At 72.1% G+C, this 19,264-nt stretch carries 19 protein-coding genes and 1 riboswitch; of the genes, 10 read left to right on the top strand and 9 right to left on the bottom strand.

The genetic code is table 11. The annotated features are described in order from the left end of the window. Positions 1-153: 153 nt before the first annotated feature. Complete coding sequence (locus KBX00_RS18960; RefSeq protein ID WP_210828816.1) at positions 154-933, top strand: endonuclease/exonuclease/phosphatase family protein; 780 nt, start codon at positions 154-156, stop codon at positions 931-933. Positions 934-1,008: 75 nt separating this feature from the next. Here the strand turns inward: KBX00_RS18960 and KBX00_RS18955 are convergent, their stop codons facing one another. Beyond that, positions 1,009-1,893: a bifunctional 5,10-methylenetetrahydrofolate dehydrogenase/5,10-methenyltetrahydrofolate cyclohydrolase gene (locus KBX00_RS18955; RefSeq protein ID WP_210828813.1), complete on the bottom strand. Its 885-nt coding sequence runs from the start codon at positions 1,891-1,893 to the stop codon at positions 1,009-1,011. A 14-nt stretch (positions 1,894-1,907) separates the two neighbouring features. Continuing rightward, positions 1,908-1,991: riboswitch (ZMP/ZTP riboswitch) on the bottom strand. Positions 1,992-2,091: 100 nt separating this feature from the next. Continuing rightward, positions 2,092-3,090, bottom strand: a complete 999-nt coding sequence (locus tag KBX00_RS18950; RefSeq protein ID WP_210828811.1) for a tyrosine-type recombinase/integrase — start codon at positions 3,088-3,090, stop codon at positions 2,092-2,094. Positions 3,091-3,202: 112 nt separating this feature from the next. Here KBX00_RS18950 and KBX00_RS18945 point away from each other — a divergent pair, with 112 nt between their 5' ends. Beyond that, complete coding sequence (locus tag KBX00_RS18945; protein WP_210828810.1) at positions 3,203-3,763, top strand: cysteine hydrolase family protein; 561 nt, start codon at positions 3,203-3,205, stop codon at positions 3,761-3,763. Between the two features lie 124 nt (positions 3,764-3,887). Next, positions 3,888-4,724, top strand: coding sequence for a hypothetical protein (locus tag KBX00_RS18940; protein ID WP_210828808.1), 837 nt, complete (start codon positions 3,888-3,890; stop codon positions 4,722-4,724). A gap of 22 nt (positions 4,725-4,746) precedes the next feature. Here the strand turns inward: KBX00_RS18940 and KBX00_RS18935 are convergent, their stop codons facing one another. From KBX00_RS18935 to KBX00_RS18925, 3 genes are all read right to left on the bottom strand, one after another. Beyond that, positions 4,747-4,914 (bottom strand): hypothetical protein, encoded by a 168-nt coding sequence (locus KBX00_RS18935; protein ID WP_210828806.1) that lies wholly within the window; start codon positions 4,912-4,914, stop codon positions 4,747-4,749. 138 nt (positions 4,915-5,052) lie between these two features. Continuing rightward, positions 5,053-5,322 (bottom strand): hypothetical protein, encoded by a 270-nt coding sequence (locus KBX00_RS18930; RefSeq protein ID WP_210828805.1) that lies wholly within the window; start codon positions 5,320-5,322, stop codon positions 5,053-5,055. A gap of 30 nt (positions 5,323-5,352) precedes the next feature. Beyond that, a complete protein-coding gene (locus tag KBX00_RS18925) occupies positions 5,353-6,081 on the bottom strand; it encodes an SDR family NAD(P)-dependent oxidoreductase (protein ID WP_210828804.1) in 729 nt (242 codons plus the stop codon). Between the two features lie 141 nt (positions 6,082-6,222). Between KBX00_RS18925 and KBX00_RS18920 the strand changes: the two genes are divergently transcribed. Both KBX00_RS18920 and KBX00_RS18915 read left to right on the top strand, forming a co-directional pair. After that, entirely contained in the window at positions 6,223-6,684 is a 462-nt protein-coding gene (locus tag KBX00_RS18920; protein ID WP_307868878.1) for a peroxiredoxin, read from the top strand. A gap of 72 nt (positions 6,685-6,756) precedes the next feature. Next, positions 6,757-7,488 carry a hypothetical protein gene (locus KBX00_RS18915; RefSeq protein WP_210828803.1) on the top strand — a complete coding sequence of 244 codons (732 nt, stop codon included), beginning with the start codon at positions 6,757-6,759 and terminating at the stop codon, positions 7,486-7,488. A gap of 64 nt (positions 7,489-7,552) precedes the next feature. Here the strand turns inward: KBX00_RS18915 and eis are convergent, their stop codons facing one another. The 4 genes from eis to KBX00_RS18895 all read right to left on the bottom strand — a co-directional run bounded on the left by eis (position 7,553) and on the right by KBX00_RS18895 (position 11,751). Beyond that, positions 7,553-8,719 (bottom strand): enhanced intracellular survival protein Eis, encoded by a 1,167-nt coding sequence (gene eis, locus KBX00_RS18910; RefSeq protein ID WP_210828802.1) that lies wholly within the window; start codon positions 8,717-8,719, stop codon positions 7,553-7,555. Positions 8,720-8,795: 76 nt separating this feature from the next. After that, the gene (locus tag KBX00_RS18905) at positions 8,796-9,269 is read right to left on the bottom strand and encodes an OsmC family protein (protein ID WP_210828801.1); all 474 of its coding nucleotides are present in this window, start codon (positions 9,267-9,269) and stop codon (positions 8,796-8,798) included. Positions 9,270-9,321: 52 nt separating this feature from the next. Then, on the bottom strand, positions 9,322-10,320 hold the full coding sequence (gene cydB / locus KBX00_RS18900; RefSeq protein WP_210828799.1) for a cytochrome d ubiquinol oxidase subunit II: 999 nt from the start codon (positions 10,318-10,320) through the stop codon (positions 9,322-9,324). Positions 10,321-10,335: 15 nt separating this feature from the next. Beyond that, positions 10,336-11,751, bottom strand: a complete 1,416-nt coding sequence (locus KBX00_RS18895; RefSeq protein WP_210828797.1) for a cytochrome ubiquinol oxidase subunit I — start codon at positions 11,749-11,751, stop codon at positions 10,336-10,338. A gap of 177 nt (positions 11,752-11,928) precedes the next feature. On the opposite strand from KBX00_RS18895, the gene KBX00_RS18890 reads away from it, so the two are divergent. The 5 genes from KBX00_RS18890 (at position 11,929) to KBX00_RS18870 (ending at position 19,242) form a co-directional block, all read left to right on the top strand. Further along, entirely contained in the window at positions 11,929-12,708 is a 780-nt protein-coding gene (locus tag KBX00_RS18890) for a 1-acyl-sn-glycerol-3-phosphate acyltransferase (protein ID WP_210828795.1), read from the top strand. Positions 12,709-12,912: 204 nt separating this feature from the next. Beyond that, a complete protein-coding gene (locus tag KBX00_RS18885; protein WP_210828793.1) occupies positions 12,913-13,683 on the top strand; it encodes a glycerophosphodiester phosphodiesterase in 771 nt (256 codons plus the stop codon). Between the two features lie 22 nt (positions 13,684-13,705). After that, positions 13,706-15,100, top strand: a complete 1,395-nt coding sequence (locus tag KBX00_RS18880) for an MFS transporter (protein ID WP_210828792.1) — start codon at positions 13,706-13,708, stop codon at positions 15,098-15,100. 111 nt (positions 15,101-15,211) lie between these two features. Then, the gene (locus tag KBX00_RS18875) at positions 15,212-15,913 is read left to right on the top strand and encodes a thymidine kinase (RefSeq protein WP_210828873.1); all 702 of its coding nucleotides are present in this window, start codon (positions 15,212-15,214) and stop codon (positions 15,911-15,913) included. 128 nt (positions 15,914-16,041) lie between these two features. Continuing rightward, positions 16,042-19,242 (top strand): FtsX-like permease family protein, encoded by a 3,201-nt coding sequence (locus tag KBX00_RS18870; protein WP_210828791.1) that lies wholly within the window; start codon positions 16,042-16,044, stop codon positions 19,240-19,242. Positions 19,243-19,264 lie beyond the last annotated feature (22 nt).

The raw sequence follows: 19,264 nt of genomic DNA, 5'->3' as shown, positions 1-19,264 counted from the left end.
GCCACATCACACCGCCGGCTGTGGCCAGCCTCACCGGCCCCGACGACGCCGCACCCAGATCCCCACCCCACCGATCGCGACGAACACCAGCATCGAACAGCACAACGCCCGCAGCATCGGGCAACTGTCCCACGCCGTCGCTAAGGTGACAGCGTGCGCCTGGCCACGTTCAACCTGCTGCACGGTCGGTCCCTCGCCGACGGCCTGGTCGACCCGGCCCGGCTGACCGCCGCCGTCGCCGCCCTCGACGCCGACGTCCTGGCCCTGCAGGAGGTCGACCGCGACCAGTCCCGCAGCGGCCACCTCGACCTCACCGCCATCGCCGCCCAGGCCATCGGCGCACCCGAGCACCGCTTCGCCGCCGCCGTCGTCGGCACCCCCGGCGAGGCGTTCCGCCCCCTCACCCACGACGACGACGGCCACGGCGAACCCTGCTACGGCGTCGGCCTGATCTCCCGCCACCCCGTCACCAGCTGGCGGGTCACCCGACTGCACCCCGCCCCGGTACGCTCCCCGGTCTACGTGCCCGGCCCCGGCGGCGGCCTCATCCTGCTCCGCGACGAACCCCGCGTCGTGCTCGCCGCCGTGCTGGACACCCCACACGGCACGCTCACCGTCGCCGCCACCCACCTGTCCTTCGTCGCCGGCTGGAACGTCCGCCAACTCCGCCAGGTCATCCGCGCCCTGCGCGCCCTGCCCGCCCCCCGCATCCTGCTCGGCGACCTGAACCTGCCCGCCTGGGCCACCCGCGCCGTCTCCGGCTGGCACCTGCTGGCCCGCCGACCCACCTACCCGGCCACGCAACCCCGCGTCCAGCTCGACCACATCCTCGCCGACCGGCACGGCTTCGACCAGCTACCCCCGGTCGCGGCCGTACGCACCCCACTGTCGACCATCTCCGACCACCGGCCCCTGGTCGTCGACCTCGGCTAGAAACCCCCGCAGTCCAGAGGCAGCAACATCAGGGTTGTTGCTGCCTCCAGGACGCCGGCGGCACGGTCGCTGCGACTACGGGTGGTCTACCAGACCAACCGCTGCCCGCGCCGCCCGCAACGCGTTGCGGAACAACATCGCCACCGTCACCGGACCCACCCCACCGACCCTCGGCGTGATCGCCCCCGCCACCTGCGCACACGACTCGTCCACATCCGGCAGCAACCGGCGCCCCGCGTACCGCACCCCACCACCGACCACCACCGCGCCCGGGCGCACATGCTCCGGCCGCACGATCCCCGGCACCCCGGCCGCCGCCACCAGAATCTCCGCCCGACGTGTATACCGAGACCAGTCCGCCACCCCCGTGTGCACCACCGTCACCGCCGCGTTCGCCGTCGACCGCTGCTGCGCCAGCAGCATCGCCAACGGCCGCCCCAACGTCGCCCCACGACCCAGGATCACCACCTCACGGCCGGCCACCGGCACCCCGTGGTACGCCAACAACGCCTCGATCGCCGCCGGCGTGCACGGCAGCGGCCCCGGCAACCCCAACGCCAGCCGCCCCATGTTCACCGGATGCATTCCGTCCACATCCGAATCCGGGTCGAGGGTCTGCAACGCCTGGTCGTAGTCCAGACCGCCGGGGATCGGATACTGCAACAACACCCCGTGCACCCCCGGATCGGAGTTGAAGTCGGCCAGTACCGCGTGCACGTCGGCCTGGGACACCGACGCCGCCAACCGCACGTGCGGCGACGCGAAACCCAGCTCCGCCGCCTGCCGCTGCTTGATCCGGATGTAACCGGCACTGGCCTCGTCGTCACCCACCAGCACCGTCGCCAACGTCGGCGTCACCCCCGCCGCCCGCAACTGCGTCACACCCTCGGCCACCTGGGCCAGAATCGCCTCCGCCACCGGCGCACCCGGCAGCAACCGCGCGGTCATCGTCGTCGACATGGCTCACCTCGCCCGTGGCGGGCCCAGGCGGACGACCCCCACGACGAGCTTCCCGATGGTCGATCCCATCCCCGATGCCGCCAGTCGCGTCACTGCCACCCTGCCACACCACCACCGACGGTGCCATCACCCCGACGCGACCACGGCCGTCCCGGCACGGCAAGCGACCGGGGTGTGCCACCGCCCGTATCTCGCAGATCAATCAGGAGCCGGCAGCAGCCCCGCCAACGCCCGGTACGTACGGTTGGCTCGGGCCGCCTCCCGCTGCTGGCCCGACGTCACCTCGATGTACGTCTGCGACGACGCCAACGACACGTGCCCCAACAACCGCATGATCTCCGCAGCCCCGGCACCGTCCTCGGCCAACCGGGTGGCGAACGTGTGCCGCAGCGCGTGCAACCGCGCCCCACGCGGCACCCGGTCACCGATCCCGGCCCGCCGGTAGCAGGACTCCACCAGATACTGCAGACCACCCCGACGCAGCGGCTCACCCCGGCGATCCACGAGCAGCGGCGACAGCTGCCGCACCGTACGCGCGCCGAAGCGGCGGGCCCGGCTGTCCAGATAGCTCGCCAGCACCGCGTCCAGATCCGGCTCGACCGGCAGCACCCGGGGACGCCCACCCTTGCCGGCCACCTCCAGCCGCCGCTCACCGGGGCGACCGCCGAGGGAACCGACCCGCAACGCCAGCAACTCCGACAGCCGCAGCCCCGCGCACAGGGCCAACGCCAGCACCGCCACGTCCCGCTCCGGCCACGGGTCCCGCTGCCGTCCCTCGGCCCTTGCGACCGAGGTGAGCAGGTGTTCCGGGGTGTCCTCACCGCGCAGCGGCTTGGGCGTCGGCAGGGGAGTGCGGGGACGTCCCACCGCCGGCATCGGGTTGCCGGCCACCATCTGCTCGGCGACCAGGAAGGAGAAGAAACCGTTCCAGGTCGACCAGGCCCGACCGACGGAACTGGCCGCCCGGCCGGCGGCGAACCGGGCGAACGCGGCCCGCATCAGCTTGGGAGAGAGCACGTCGACCGGCAGGTCGGCCAGGGGGAGGGGAGGGGTGGACAGCTCGGCGGCGAGCGCGGCGACGGCCGTCAGATCGCGCCGGTAGGCCGCCTGCGTGTGGGGGGAGGGCTTGCGGGTGGCCCTGGCGGTCAGGAACTCCTCGATCAATGCGACCACCGATTCGTCCTGTTTGTCATGCATAAGGGATATTATGCATGATTCTCACGTTCGGCGCCCGAGGGGAGGGGAGCGTTTCTGTCAGGGGTCGGGGCTACGGTGCGATCACCGAATTCACCGTCACCGGAGGCGTGCCATGACGACCCTGCCCGAGCGACCCAACACGGCCCTGCTCGTCATCGACGTGCAGAACGGGGTGGTGACGGGCACCCACAACCGCGACGGCGTCATCGCCAACATCAACACTCTGCTGGGTAAGGCCCGCGCCGAGGGCGCGCCGGTCGTCTGGGTGCAGCACTCCGACGACGGCCTCCCGCAGGGCAGCGAAGCCTGGCAGTACGTACCCGAGTTGGTCCGCGAGGACGGCGAGCCGCTGGTGCACAAGCGCTACGGCGACTCGTTCGAGGACACCGACCTTGAGACGGTGCTCGCCGAGCGCGGCGTGGGCCGGCTGGTCGTCACGGGCGCGCAGACCGACGCGTGCATCCGGTCGACCCTGCACGGCGCGTTCGTGCGGGGCTACGACGCGACGCTTGTCGGCGACGCGCACACCACGGAGGACCTCACCGCCTACGGCGCGCCGCCGCCGGAGCAGGTCATCGCTCACACCAACCTGTACTGGAGCTTCCACAGGGCGCCCGGTCGTCAGGCGGGGACCGTCGAGACCAGCGAGGTCAGTTTCGGTCCGACCGACTGACCCTCGCGGGGGTGGGCCCGGACGCGGTCAGGGGCAGGGGCCGACCCCCTTAACTTTACATAATGTACATTATCGAATCGGCTGTAGATCGGCGGCGGCGAGCGGGCGGGTCACCGCCGTGCAGGTGCGCGGCGAGGACTCCCGCACGTGGCACTCACGACGGTTGACGACGCCGGTGAAACAAGTACTGCGACTCATGCTTCGCCTGAAGGCGGCTGTCATCCTCGCAACCATGACTCCTCGTCACCTGGTCACCGCGGCGGCAGCCGCGGCTCTGGTGCTCACGCTTACGGCCTGCGGGTCGGACGCGCCCACGCGCGAGGAAGCAAGCCGGGAAGCGCAATCGGCAGCGGTTCGGCAGGCAAGCGCGTCGAGCGCCGAGCAGATCAGCATCCTGCTCTCCGAGGTGGGCCGGGCAGAGCCGCTCAGGCCGGTCGCTGTGGCAACACAGGACATCTGCCATGCCGGCGACACAAACGGTCTGTGGGCCCACGACGAGTACCGCCTCAGTTGCAGTCTCAGCGAGATCAGGTACCTCGGGGCCGACGGCGACCTGGTGAAGGTGCTGCGGGAGGTCGACAAGCGCGCCAGAGCCGCCGGCCTGGTACCGCACACCGACTCGGCGATCGAGGAGATCGAGAGGTACTACGCGGCGAACGGTAGGACCGAGGACGGGTTGCTGCTCCCCCTACCCGGGTTGGGCTACCTCGTCCATGAGCAGGACTGGACTGTCCAGGTCGGGTGGTCAAAGGACTGGATTGCGCAGGCTGAGTGGTCCCGGCTCGGCGACCCCCTGAGCAGCCAACCCGTACCGGATCTCATCTGGCCGACAGTCTTCGTCGAGGCTCGACCGGTCGACCTCGACGCGCTACGGGATGGTCCGCTGCGGCGGCACCAGCATGTTGTCACCCTCTCCTCGGGGACCACATACCACGAGGTGCCGTGGCCTGCCTCACGTTGAACGGGCACCTACCGCCGACCGCTCAGCGGTGCTGTTGGTGGCCGGCGCGCTCGTCCACCATGTGGCGGGCGTACCAGTCCGGCCAGTCAGGGTCGGGGTGGCCGAGTTCCTTCTCGTGGCGGTCGTGCGCGGATGCCGCCCGGCGCAGCGCTGCGGCCAGGTCGTCCACCGAGTCGTAGGTGGTCTGCATGTCGGCTCCCCTCCTGCGTCGAGCTGGCGGCCGGGCACCGTGAGCGCGGTGGCGGCTATCGCGGGTCTACCCGCCGGGCCGGTGTGCATTCCGGCCGTCCGGAGCAGGCCGGCCGGTGGATGCGGTGCGCGGGGTGTTTCACACCGGGTGGTGGGTGCCGGGCGAATCGGTGCGCAGGCGGGCCTGGCGGTGGGTGTCGTGCCAGCCGTCGGCGTGGTGGCCTTCGCGGCGGGCGGTCCCCGTGGCCGGGTAGCCGCCGCGCCGGGCGACGGCGCAGGAGGCCAAATTGAGCGTTGAGTGGTTGAGTTCGAGGCGGTGCGGTCCGGTGACGGCCCACCCGGCGACACTCTCGGCCTGCCACCGTGATGGCCAGGAGGCGAGCCAGGTGTGGGCCTCGTCGTCGGTCATGGTGCGGCAGTGCCAGCGTTGGATGGCGCGTCAGAGGCCGCCGCCGACGCGGAGGATGGCACCGGTGGTGTAGGAGGCGTCGGGGCTCAGCAGCCAGGCGATGGCGGCGGCGACCTCGTCGGGTTCGCCGGGGCGGCCGAGTGGGATGCGGCCGGCGGCGCGGTCGGGTCGGTCGGGTTGGCCGGAGAGCGCGTGGATGTCGGTGCGGATGACGCCGGGGGCGACGGCGTTGACGCGGATGCCGCGGGGGGCGAGTTCCTTGGCCAGGCCGATGGTGAGGGCGTCGGTGGCGGCTTTGACGGCCGCGTAGTGGACGTACTCCCCTGGGCTGCCGAGGGTGGCGGCGACGGAGGAGAGGTTGACGATGGCGGCGCCGTCGCTCATCCGGCGGGCGGCCTGTTGGGCGCAGAGGACGTAGCCGATGAGGTTGACGTCGACGACGCGGCGCAGGTCCTCGGGGTCGAGGTCGGTGAAGGGGCCGATCGGGCTGGTGATGCCGGCGTTGTTCACCAGGCCGGTGAGGGTGCCGAGTTCGGCTGCGGCGTCGAACAGGGCGGTGACCTGGTCGGGGTCGCGGGTGTCGGCGGGTACGGCGATGGCGCGTACGCCGGTGGCGCGCAGGTCGGCCACGACGGTGTCGGCGGCGGTGTGGTCGCTGCGGTAGCCGAGGGCGATGTGGTGGCCGGTGTGGGCGAGGCGGCGGGCGGTGGCGGCGCCGATGCCGCGGCTGCCGCCGGTGATGATGGTGGCGTTGGCCAATGGACCTCTCCCCTGCCCCGAGCCGGTGTCGGGGACGTTACCGGCGTGGTCGCGGTGGCGGATAGCGCGGTGTGGTCGAGCGCACGGCCGGCGACGGTCGATGGCTTACGCTCGCGGCGACGGTGTCGGTGGGGAGGGCTTGTGGCGGGTGTGGCTGTCGGTGACCTGGTCGACGATTTCGAGTTGCCGGACGAGACGGGTCGGCCGCGGCGGTTGACGGAGTTGCTGGCGGCGGGGCCGGTGGTGCTGTTCTTCTATCCGGCGGCGATGACGCGGGGATGCACGGCGGAGAGTTGCCATTTCCGGGATCTGGCGGCGGAGTTCGCGGCGGTGGGTGCGCAGCGGGTGGGCATCAGTCGGGATTCGGTGTCGCGTCAGGCGGAGTTCTCGCGGCTGCACGGGTTCGACTATCCGTTGTTGTCGGATCCGGACGGTGTGGTGGCGGATCGGTTCGGGGTGCGGCGGCGGCTGGCGTTGGGTCCGTTGAGCATGCGGCGGATGACGTTCGTGATCGGGGTCGATCGGCGGGTCGTCGAGGTGGTGCACAGCGAGTTGGGCATGCACGAGCACGCCGATCGGGCGTTGCGGGCGTTGGGGGGCTGATCTTCGTGTTGTCGCTGGCGGCTGGTATCAAGGCAGGCGGCTGAACACGTGTACGAGGAATGAGGGTGGGCGATGGGTGCCGCTGGTCAGGGTTTGTCCGAGGACGAGGTACGCGGCATCCGGGAGGCGTTGGCCGCGGGGCGTAAGCCGAAGGTGGTGTTCACGGCGGCGGCTGGTCAGATCGCCGGTCAGTTGGGTCAGGTGGTGGAGTTGACCGATCCGGCGGAGTCCGACGAGTTCGTGGTGGTGCGGTTCGGGCGTGACGAGTTGCCCTTCTCCCCCACCGACGTGGCGGTGGCGCCGCGCGGTGCGGGTCGCCGGCCGGCGGAGTCGAAGGTGGAGTCGGCGCCGGTCGAGTCGCCGGCGGTGACACCGGAGTTCGTGCTGGGCCGGGCACCGCAGCAGCGCCGTGAGGAGCAGCCGGGTCCGGAGGAGCAGTCGAGTCGGGAGGAGCCGAGGGTGGACGAGACGGTGGGGTCGAAGGTGGAGGCGAAGCCGGCTCGGCGGGCGGTGAAGGCGGCGAAGCCGAAGGGGCCGGCGGGGTTGACGGTCACGTTGGCCTATGCCGAGGGTGAGTGGACGGTGGCGGCGCAGCAGGGTGGGAAGGTGTTGGCCAAGCCGTACGTGCTCAAGCCGGCGGAGGCGCTGCGGATGGTGGCGTTGGTGGATGTGCCGGGGGTGCACGAGGCGGTGGAGCAGATCCTGGCGGCGGAGCGGTCGGAGGCGGAGCGGCAGGCGGAGAAGTTGCGGGCGGAGTTGGCGGAGATCGAGGCCCGGTTGGCGGAGTTGCGCGAGGCGGGCTGAGGGATTTCGATCCGACCGGTGGCCCGGTCCGGCATCCGCTGCCGGGCTGGGCCACCGGCGTTTGTCAGAAGTAGTCGATGAGGTGGGCGGTGGGTCCGGCGGCGAGCAGGTCCAGGGCGCTCGGGTCGGGTGTGTCGTGGTGCAGCAGACCGGTTTCGGCGAGGGTGCGGGCGGTGGCGGTGCCGGTGTAGAGGCGGGCGAAGCCGCGTACGGTCAGGTGCAGGTCGGCGGTGTCGGTGGTGCGGTGCAGGTCGGCGTGGCCGTCGGCGACGGTGAGGTGCCAGGTGCCGGTGTTCCAGTCGGCGAGGTCGTCGGTGAGGGTGAAGGTGACCTGGCCGTGGGTGTGGCTGGGCCAGCCGCGGGCCTGTACGGCGCGGACGACGTCGACGGGCCGGTGCATCCAGGTGTCGCGTTCGTGTTCGCGGGCGCGTTCCAGGGGCAGGTGCAGGCTGACGGTGTCGCCGGGTAGTGGGGCCAGGCGCAGGGTCGGGGTGACGCTGTGCCAGCTGGCGAGGACGCCGACGAGGGCGCGGGCGGCGTCGGCGGTGGTGGCGAGGATGTCTTCGACGGTGAGGACGGCGTCGGAGCCGTAGCCGCGGCCACGGTCCCAGCCGGCGTAGCCGACCAGTTGGCCGTCGTGTTCGACGAGGGTGAGTCCGTCGTAGGGCAGTTCGTCGCTGGCGGTGAACCGGGGGTGGGTGCGGGTGAGCAGGCCGTTGCGGTGGTGGGCGACGCGGCGGTAGAGCTCGGCGGTGGCGGGCAGGTCGGCGGTGGTGCCGGCGCGGACGGTCAGCCGTGGGTCGGGGCGGTGCCGGGGCAGGGTGGCGGTGGGCAGGTCGAGGGTGCGCAGCTGTCCGGTGATCTCCCAGCCGCAGGCCCGGTAGGGGGCGGCGGTGGTGGGGAACAGCGTGCTGACGGCGGCGCCACGGTCGCGGGCGTCGCGCAGCAGGGTGGTCAGCAGGGCCCGGCCCACTCCGGTGCCGCGTGCCTCGGGGGCGACGGCGACGCCGGCGACGTCGGCGGAGAGTACGCGCTGTCCGGTCCACCACTGTTCGTCGTGCAGGTCGACGGCCTTGCCGATGAGGGCGCCGGTGGGGTCGAAGGCGCCGTAGAGGGTGCGGCCGGTGGGGTTCGGTGGTGGGGGTGGTTGCGGGTCGGAGCCGAAGGCGAGCCGGCCGAGTTGCCAGGCGTCGTCCAGGTCGTCGGGGGTGAGTTCACGCACGTCGGGCACGGGCCGACGATAGCGGTCGTGGCGGTGCGGTCGACCGAATTTGTGCCGGTGGCCGGCCGCGAGGTGGTGATCCCGTTCAGGTGGTGGTGACGGGCTGGTGGCGGACCGGGAAGTTGACCGAGTTGGCGATGAAGCAGGTGTGGTGGGCGTCGTCGTGCAGGGCGGTGGCGACGTCGGTGGTGGTGGGGTCGGCGACGGTGACCCGGGGTCGCAGGATCACCTCGGTGAAGTGGCCGTTGCCGGTGTTGTCGGTGGTCATGGTGCCGGTGGCGTGGTCGACGTAGTCGGTGACGACGATGCCCTTGTCGGCGCACAGGTGCAGGTAGGCGAGCATGTGGCACTGGGACAGGGCGGCCAGGAGGAGTTGTTCGGGGTTCCAGCGGGTCCGGTCGCCGTGGAAGGTGGGGTCGGAGCTGCCGGGGATGGGTGGGCGGCCGTCGGTGGTGATGTCGTGGTCGCGGCGGTAGTCGCGGTAGCCGCTGGTGCCGGTGCCGAGGTTGCCGGTCCAGGTGACGGTGGTCTGGTAGCGGTGCGTGTGGGTGTGTGGCATCAGGTGATGGTGCCTGATCGGGCCGGGGATGGTGGTCCCCGGCCCGATCAGGTCAGTGTTGTGGGATGTGGGCGACGCCGATGCGCTTGCGGAACACCCAGTAGGTCCAGCCCTGGTAGGCGAGCACGATCGGGGTGAAGAACACCGCCACCCAGGTCATGATCGTGAGGGTGTAGGAGGTGGAGGCGGCGTTGGTGGCGGTGAGGGTGCCGGCGGGATCCAGCGTGGAGGGCAGCACGTTCGGGAACAGGGCGGCGAACAGGGTGGCCACGGCCAGGCCGATCGCCGTGGCGGTGCCGGTGAAGGCCCAGCCCTCGCGGCGTACCGTGGCGGCGGCGAGTCCGCCGAGCAGGGCGAGCGCGGCGCCCACGGCGAGCACGACGGCGGCGGCGCTGGAGCGGATGGTCAGGGTCCAGCTCAGGAAGGCCACCGCGAGGATCGCGGCGGCGATGCCCAGGCGCACGGCGAGCGTGGCGGCCCGGCTGCGGATGTCGCCGACGGTCTTGAGGGCGACGAAGACGGCGCCGTGGGTGGCGAACAGCGCCGCGGTGGTCGCGCCGCCGAGCAGGGCGTACGGGTTGAGCAGGTTGAGCAGTCCGCCGACGTACTCGTGGTCGGCGTCCAGGGGTACGCCGCGCAGGATGTTGGCGAAGGCGACGCCCCACAGGATGGCCGGGACGAGTGAGCCGTAGAAGATGGCGTTGTCCCAGCGGCGTTTCCAGGTGGCTTCGGGTCGTTTGTGGCGGTATTCGAAGGCGACGCCGCGGGCGATCAGGGCCAGCAGGATGAGCAGCAGGGGCAGGTAGAAGCCGGAGAAGAGGGTGGCGTACCACTCGGGGAAGGCGGCGAACATGGCGCCGCCGGCGGTGATCAGCCAGACCTCGTTGCCGTCCCAGACCGGCCCAATGGTGTTGATCATGACGCGGCGTTCCCTGTCGTCGCGGCCGAGCACGGGCAGCAGCATGCCGACGCCGAAGTCGAAGCCTTCGAGGATGAAGTAGCCGGTGAACAGCACGGCGACGAGGAGAAACCAGATGGTGGTCAGTTCCACGGTTGGGCTCCGGGCTCAGTAGGCGAAGGCGAGCGGGCGCTCGGCGTCGTCGGTGTCGTCGGGTTCGGGGGCCGGGGTGACGTCGGGTACGCCGGCCTTGGCGTAGCGGATCAGCAGTTTCACCTCGATGACGGCGAGGACGGCGTAGATGAGGGTGAAGGCGGTGAAGGAGGTGAGCACCTCGGTCAGGGAGACGCTGCGGGACACGCCGTCGCGGGTGAGCATCTCGCCGAAGACGATCCAGGGTTGGCGGCCCATCTCGGTGAAGATCCAGCCGAAGGAGTTGGCCAGCAGCGGCAGGATCGGCATGGCCAGGCCGGCGCGCAGCAGCCATTTGCTGTTCGGGACGGTGCGGCCCTTGCGCTGGGTCCAGAGCACCAGCAGGGCGATGGCGGCGGCGGCGAGCCCGAAGCCGATCATGAGCCGGAAGCTCCAGTAGGTGACCGGGATGATCGGGGTGTAGCTGCCGGCGCCGTACTGGGCGCTGTAGCGGGCCTGGAGGTCGTTGATGCCCTGGACGGTGCCGTTGGGGTCGCCGGTGCCGAGGTAGGACAGCAGGTACGGGATCTTGAGGGCGAACAGTTCCCGGCTGCCGTCGAGGCTGCCGATGGTCAGGACGGAGAACGACGCGGGGCTCTCGGTGGTGTAGAGGCCTTCGGCGGCGGCCATCTTCATCGGCTGCACCTGCGTCATGATCTTGCCTTGGATGTCGCCGGTGATGACGACGGCGGTGGCGGCGACCAGGGTGACCCAGGAGCCGAAGCGGGCGGCGAAGCGGTAGGCCGGGGTGTCGGCGCTGTCGCGGTTGCGGATGAGGTGCCACAGGGCGACGGCCACCAGCAGCGATCCGGCGACCAGGAAGGAGCCGGCGATGGTGTGCGGGAAGGTGATCAGGGCGACCTTGTTGGTCAGCACGGCGACGAAGTCGGTCAGTTCGGCGCGGCCGGTGTCCGGGTTGTAGCGGTAGCCGACCGGGTTCTGCATGAACGAGTTCGCGGCGAGGATGAAGTACGCCGACAGGTTGGTGCCGATCGCGGCGGCCCAGATGCTGGCCAGGTGCAGGCGTGCGGGCAGCCGGTCCCATCCGAAGATCCACAGGCCGATGAAGGTGGATTCGAGGAAGAACGCGACGAGGGCCTCGATGGCCAGGGGTGCGCCGAAGATGTCGCCGACGAAGCGGGAGTAGTCGCTCCAGTTCATGCCGAACTGGAACTCCTGCACGATGCCGGTGACGACACCCATGGCGAAGTTGATCAGGAAGAGTTTGCCGTAGAACTTGGTGAGCTTGAGGTACTTCTCGTCCCCCGTGCGGTGCCAGAGTGTCTGCAGGATGGCGACCAGGACGGACAGGCCGATGGTCAGCGGTACGAAGAGAAAGTGGTAGACGGTGGTGACACCGAACTGCCAGCGGGCGACGTCCAACGCGTCCACCTGCGACCCCCAGGCTACTCATACTACAAGACGTAGTAAATACTACTGCGTGTCGTACACGGATCGGCAGGGGCGGGTGGCCCGAACCGGGCCGGGACCAATGACCCTGCTCACCTCTGCCGTACGGCCCGCCCTGACCGCCGCCTTGTCGGTCTGCCGTGCGACCATGTCCCGCTGATGGAAGCCGTCCACTCCCCCTGGCGTCCGCCGCTGATCTGGCGCGTCGCGTTGCTGCTGGCGCGCGTCGTCGTCGGGATGCTGGCGCGGCTTGAGGTCACCGGCGACTTACCGGCCAGAATGCGCGGCGGAGCGCTGATCCTGGCCGCCAACCACATCAGCCCGTTCGATCCGATCGTGCTCGCCGCGGCCTGCCGGGCCCGCCGGGTGGCACCGAGGATCATGGCCACCGGCGGGCTCTTCCGGGCCCCGCTGATCGGCGCCGCGATGCGCCGGGCCGGGCACATCCGCGTCGACCGGGGCACCAGCGGCGTACACCGGGCCCTGGACGACGCCGCCGCCGCGGTCGCCGCGGGCGCGCCGATCCTGGTCTACCCGGAGGGACGCATCGGCCTGGACCCGGGCATGTGGCCCGAACGCGGCAAGACCGGTGCCGCCCGTCTCGCCCTGGCCTGCGGTGCACCCGTCATTCCCGTCGCCCAGTGGGGATCCCACGAGGTGCTGCCCTACCAGACCCCCAAGGGCCTGCTGGGCGGCATCGCCCGCGCGCTGGTCCGCCGCCCGACGGTCCGGGTGCACTTCGGCGACCCGGTGGAGCTGACCGACCTGACCCGTGGCACGCCGGGCGCCGCCCGACGGGCCACCGACCGGATCATCGACGCGATCACCGACACCCTCGCCCCGCTGCGGCCGGACGAACCCGACCGGCCCCGCCACGTCGACCCCGGCCGTCCGGTCGACCTCAGCCGCGCACATCGACGCCGCCCCGCCGCCGGCTGAGGCGCTCGGGTCGCCCGCCGTACCGCCCGTGGCGGCTCGGGTGGCCGACGCACCCGCCCCGGACGCCCGGCCAAGAAGCGCAGATCCCTGTCCGGCCTCCGGCCGTCACCAGCGGGTACCGCGTGGGGTGTGGAACACGGGACGAACCCAGCTCGCCGCCGGGCCGCCACCGGACGGTCACCGGGGCCAGGCATACTGCGCCCCGTGCCCACCACCGCGCACCCCTACCTCGACGCGCCGGCGCCGCTGGCCTTCGCCCACCGCGGCGGCGCCGCCGACGGCGACGAGAACACCGCCGCCGCCTTCGCCCGGGCGGTCGAGCTCGGCTACCGGTACGTCGAGACCGACGTGCACGGCACCGCCGACGGGGTGGCCGTGGTATTCCACGACGACACCCTGCAACGGGTCACCGGGCAGCGCGGCCGGGTGGGCGCGATGCGCTGGGCCGACCTGGCCACCGTGCGGGTCGGCGGCTCCGCCGTGGTGCCTCGCCTCGACGAGGTGCTCGGCGCGTGGCCGCAGGTGCGGTTCAACATCGACGTCAAATCCGACCAGGGGGTGACCCCCACGGTGACCACCGTCGAACGGACCGGTGCGGCCGACCGGGTGCTGCTGGCCTCGTTCAGCGACGCCCGGCTGAGCCGGCTGCGGACGCTGACCGGCGGGCGGGTCGCCACCAGCCTCGGGGTACGCGGGGTGGCCCGGCTGCGGTGGGCCTCGTGGACCGGGCGGCCGCTGCGGCTGCCGCCGTCGGTGGTGGCCGCGCAGGTGCCGGTGCGCTACGGCCGGGTGCCGGTGGTCGACCGTCGGTTCCTGCGGATGGCCCACCGGCTCGGTCTGCAGGTGCACGTCTGGACGATCGACGAACCCACCGAGATGCACGAGTTACTTGATCTTGGGGTTGATGGCATCATGACCGACCACGTCGGCGTGCTGCGCGACGTCTACCGCAGCCGCGGCCACTGGGCCGCCTGAACAACCTGGGCGGAGGACCCCCATGGCCGAGACGGTCACCCCGGCGGCACAGGACATCCCACCACCGAGAAGTACCCGCCGCGAACGCTCCGGCTGGTACCTCTACGACTGGGCCAACTCGGCCTTCCAGACCACCGTCATCACGGTCTTCCTCGGACCGTTCCTGACCAGCGTGGCCAAGCTCGCCGCCGGCTGCGAACCCGGTGCGGACGAATGCTCCGGCTACGTCTACCCGCTGGGCGTCAAGGTGGCCCCCGGCTCGTACTACCCTTACCTGATCACGCTGTCGGTGCTGCTGACGGTCTTCGTGCTGCCGGTGATCGGCGCCATCGCCGACCGGTCGCTGCACAAGAAGCGGCTGCTGGCGGCCACCGCGTACACCGGCGCCGCGGCGACCATCGGGATGCTCTTCGTCACCGGGGACCGGTACCTGCTCGGCGGGGCGCTGTTCATCATCGCCAACATCAGCTTCGGCGCGGCGCTCGTGGTGTACAACTCGTTCCTGCCGCAACTGGGCGGCCCGGAGGAGCGCGACGCCATCTCCAGCCGGGGTTGGGCGCTGGGCTACCTGGGCGGCGGCCTGCTGCTGGCGTTGAACCTCGTCGTCGTGCAGTCGTTCGACAACGGCACCACCGAACGCACCCTGGATCTGGCCCGCTGGTCGATCGTCTCGGCCGGGCTGTGGTGGGCGGCGTTCACGCTGGTGCCGCTGCGCTGGCTGCGGGAGCATCCGACCGCCGCCGCGCTGGCCGCCGGTGGCCGCGGCAACGTGCTCACCGACGGGTTCCGGCAGCTCGGCCGCACCGTGCGGGGCATGAAGGCGTACCCGCTGACGTTGTTCTTCCTGCTGGCGTTCCTGATCTACAACGACGGCATCCAGGCCGTCATCACGCTGGCCAGCGTGTACGGCATCGAGGAGCTGCGGCTGAGCCAGAGCACCCTGATCGTGACGATCCTGCTGGTGCAGTTCCTGGCGTTCGGCGGCGCGCTGGGGCTGGGCGCCCTGGCCGGGCGGATCGGGGCCTGGAAGACGGTCCTGCTGAGCCTGGTGCTGTGGACGGCGGTGATCGGCGCGGCGTTCTGGTTGCCCGCCGAGGCACCGTTGCCGTTCATGGTGCTCGGCGCGGCCATCGGCCTGGTGCTCGGCGGGAGTCAGGCGCTGAGCCGGTCGCTGTTCAGCCAGCTGATCCCCGCCGGCAAGGAAGGTGAGTACTACGGCTTCTACGAGATCAGCGACAAGGGCACCAGCTGGCTCGGGCCGGCGGCGTTCGGCCTGGTCTTCCAGCTCACCAGCTCCTACCGGCTCGGCCTGGTCTCGCTGTTGATCTTCTTCGTGGTCGGTTTCCTGCTGCTGCTGGCGGTGCCGATCCGCAGGGCCATCGTCGCCGCCGGCAACACCCCGCCCCGGGTGCTCTGACCCCGGCGGCGATGCGATGATCGACACCCCGGTCGGGGCATCCGCGCGGGCCGGGGTCACTGCGCACTAGGCTGCCGGTCCGTGACGACCGACGACGCCGTACCGACCTGCCTGGCCCGCCCGACCCTGCCCGGTGCGGGCGACAACCCGGCCGGGTGCGTCGCCGCCCGGGGCGTGGACGGACGACCGGCGCACGCCGCCGCGCTGCGGTTCTTCTGGGGGCCGATGGACTGCGGCAAGTCCACGATGGCGTTGCAGATGAACTACAACCATGCCCGGCAGGGACGCCGGGGGCTGGTCACCACCCGCATCGACCGGTCACTCGGCCCGCAGGTGACCACCCGCATCGGGTTGGCCCACGAGGCCGTCGAGGTGACCGACGAGCTGGACCTGCGCACCCTGGTCCGGGACGCCTGGGCCGACGGGGTGCGGGTGGACTACCTGATCTGTGACGAGGCCAGCTTCTACGCTGTCGAGCACGTGGAGCAGATGGCCGACCTGGTCGACAGCTACGACGTCGACGTGTACGCCTTCGGCCTGGCCACCGACTTCCGCTCCAGCCTGTTCCCGGCGGCGCAGCGACTGTTCGAACTGGCCGACTCGGTGGCCCGGATCCAGGTCGAGGTGCTCTGCTGGTGCGGCCGTGAGGGGCTGCTCAACGCCCGCGTGGCCGACGGACGGGTGGCCCGCGAGGGCGCACAGGTCGTCATCGGCGACACCGTCGAGACCGCCGACGTGCGGTACCAGGTGCTCTGCCGGCGGCACCACCGCGCCGGTGACCTGGGCCCCCGCAGCACCGCGCCCAGCACCTGAGCCCCGCGCCCCCCGCATAACGAAACGATCACCGCTGCGAACCTTTCCCCGGCCCCGACCCCTTCTGGTGCATGACGGGAGCAACCAGGGGCCGCACCGGCCCGCGAACCGGCGGGGGTACAGGACGAATGAGGTTCGCGTTGCGGCGTGCCCGGGCCACCAGGGGCCTGCTGCTGGCCGCCGCCGGAGCGGCGCTGGTGGCCACCGTCGCGCTCACCGGTCTGGCCGCGTACAACCGGGACGTCGTCGACTCCGGCACCCGCAACGTGCTGGCCTCGGCGACCGCCGAGGAACGGTCGGTCCTGGTACGCGCGTCCGCCGGACGTACCGAGGCGGCGCTGCGCGACCGTGACGGCGCGTTGCGGGAGCAGGTCGCCGCCGACCTGGCCGGTCTGCCGGCAAGGATCAGCGCCGCCGGGTACGCGGCTGGTCGGCAGTTGCGCGGCGACACCGGTGACGCCGTCGCCGACCGTAGCGGTGCCACCTATGCGTCGGTGATGTTCCTCGACGATCTGCCCGCGCACGCCCGGTTGACCTCCGGGGCGTGGCCGCAGCCCGGGGCGAGTCCGGTGCAGACCGCGATCGCCGAGGTGGCGGCGACGACGTTGCGGGTGGGTGTCGGCGACCGCATCCCGATCACCGACGGGCTCACCGGGCGGGTCACCGAGGTGGTCGTGACCGGTGTGTTCACGCCCGTGGACCCGGACGCCGCGTACTGGCGGCTGGCGCCGGAGACGAGCACCGGTTCGCTGCCGCAGGCGGCCACCTACGGCCCGCTGACGGTGTCCCGGGACGACTTCGCCACCCACTTCCTGGCCAACGCCTCCGCCGGCTGGCTGGTCGAGCCCGACCTGGCCGGGATCGGTCCGACCGCCCTGGACCGGCTCGCCGACGCCGCCGCCCGCATCACCACGAGCAGCTCGACCGAGGCCGGCCTCGGCGACTCCGCGGTGGTCAGCGGTGACCTGGTGGACCTGGTGCAACGACTGCGCCAGGCCACCCTCGTCGGCAGGTCCGCCCTGGTCACGCCGATGCTGCTGGTGGTGGTGCTCGGCGGGTACGCGCTGCTGCTCGTGGCGATCCTGCTCACCGAGCACCGCCGGGGTGAGACCGCGCTGTTGCGGGCCCGGGGCGCCGCCCGCTGGCAGGTGGCCGGGTTGACCGCCCGGGAGGCCACCCTGGTGGTCCTGCCGGCCGTGGTCCTCGCCCCACCGCTCGTCGTGGAGCTGCTGGGGCTGGCCGACCGGCTGCCCGGCCTCGCCGCGGTGTCGCTACGGCCGGACTGGGCCGACCCGACGGTGTGGCTGGTGGCCGGGATCGCGGCCGCCGGTTGCGCGGCGGCGATGATCGGGCCGAGTCTGCGTCGCGGCGACAGTTACGTCGCCGACCTGGCCAGCCGGTCCCGCCCGAGCCGGCGGGGCATGGTGCAGCGGGCCGGATTGGACGTCCTGCTCGTCGGCCTGGCCCTGCTCAGCTGGTACCAGCTGAGCCGATACTCGTCCCCGCTGTCCCGCTCCCGTGGCGGTGAGCTGGGCGTCGATCCGCTGCTGGCGGCAGCGCCGACGCTCGGGGTACTGGCCGGGGCGGTGCTCGCGCTGCGGCTGCTGCCGCCGCTGGTGCGGCTGACGGAACGGTGGGTGGACCGCCGGCCGTGGACCGCCGTGATGCTCGGCACCTGGCAGGCCGGTCGGCGCCCGCACGCCGGGCCGGTGCTGCTGCTCGCCCTCGCCGTGGCGGTCGGCACCCTTGCCTGGTCCCTCGCCGGGACAGCGCAACGGTCCCTCGACGACCAGGCCGCCCACCGGGTCGGTGCCGACCTGCGACTGACCGAGACCACCGGTGCCGCCCCCGACGACCGCGCCGACCAGCTCGCCGACCTGCCGGGCACCCGGGCGGTCCTGCCGGTCTGGCGGGAGCCGGTGCGGCTCGGTGCCGGTGCCGAGCCGGCGACCATGGTGGCGGTGGACGCCGACGGCGCGGACGGGGTGCTGCGGCTACGTGCCGACCTGGCCGGCGGATCCACCGACCGGCTGCTCGACGGCCTCGCGGATGGCCGGGTACGGGCACCGGCGACGGCGTTGCCGGCGGGCACCCGGCGACTGACCGGTCAGCTGCGCACCCGGGGCGTCGTCGACAGCGGCGTGCCCATCCGCCACGAGGTCGTGCTCAGCGACGCCCGGGGCGAACACCGCCGGGTGGCCCTGGGCTCGACCGGCTGGGCTGGTGAACCGCTGCGGTTCTCCGTCGAGCTGCCGGCCACCGACGGGCCGTGGCGGCTGGCCGGCTTCACCGCCGAGACCCTCGGCGGCCCGCGGCTGAGCCTCGACTGGCGGTTGTCGAACCTGCGGGCCAGCCCGGACACCAGCACCGGCACCCCGATCGACCTGGACGCGGGCGGACCGTGGCAGCTGGTCGACCGCGCGGGAACCGCGATCACGGCCACCGGCTCGGGTGCCGCCCTGTCCGGCCGCTACGCACGTGATGTTCCGGTGACCTGGAACGCCCCGGACACCCCGGTGCAGCTGGCCGTCACCCACCCGGGCGGCACGAACCGGGTGCCGGTGGTCGCCACCGCGGTGGCGTTGGACATGCTGCACGTCGACGTCGGGGCGCAGACCCGGCTCTTCCTGGGCGGCGCCGAGGTCGACGTCGTCGTGGTCGACCGGGTCGCGGCCCTGCCCGGTGACGTCGAGGACGCCGCGTTGCTTGTCGACCTGCCGTCGCTGCGTACCCGGCTGTTCCACGAACACGGCATCGTCCGCTCGCCGCAGGAGTGGTGGGTGGCCGCCCGGCCCGGCGCGGCGGCACAGGTGGCCGGGGCAGCCGCCGCGCTCGACGACCTGACCGTGCTGGACCGCCGCGACGTCGCCGACCAGTTGGCCCGCGACCCGTTCGGCGTCGGTGCCCGTGGTGCCCTCTTCGTCGCCGCCCTGGCCGCGGTGCTGCTGGCCGCGGTGGGGGTGGCCGTGGACGTCAGCGCCACGGCGCGGCGGCGGGCCAGGGAACTGGCGGTGCTGCACACCCTCGGCGCGGGTCACCGCCTGGTGGCCCGGTCGCTGCTGGCCGAACAGGCCCTCCTCGCCGGCATGGGGGTGCTGGTGGGGTTGGCGGTGGGGATCGGGGTGGCGGCGACGATGGCCCCGCTTGTCATCCTGACCCCGTCGGCGGACCGCCCCGATCCGCCGCCGCTGCTGAGCGTCGACTGGGCGCCGGTGCTGGGTACCGGCGTCGGACTGCTGGCCCTGGCCCTGGCGTTCAGCGCCGCGGTGTCGGTGAGCGTGCGGCGCCGGCTCACCGCCGCGCACCTACGTGCCGGGGAGGACCAGTGAGCGCGAGGAGTGAGCTTGCGAG

It is taken from the genome of Micromonospora sp. C95, assembly GCF_018070465.1.
Lineage (GTDB): Bacteria > Actinomycetota > Actinomycetes > Mycobacteriales > Micromonosporaceae > Micromonospora.
The sequence above is the reverse complement of the archived record's forward strand: the minus strand, read 5'-3'. Positions and strand labels throughout refer to the sequence as shown.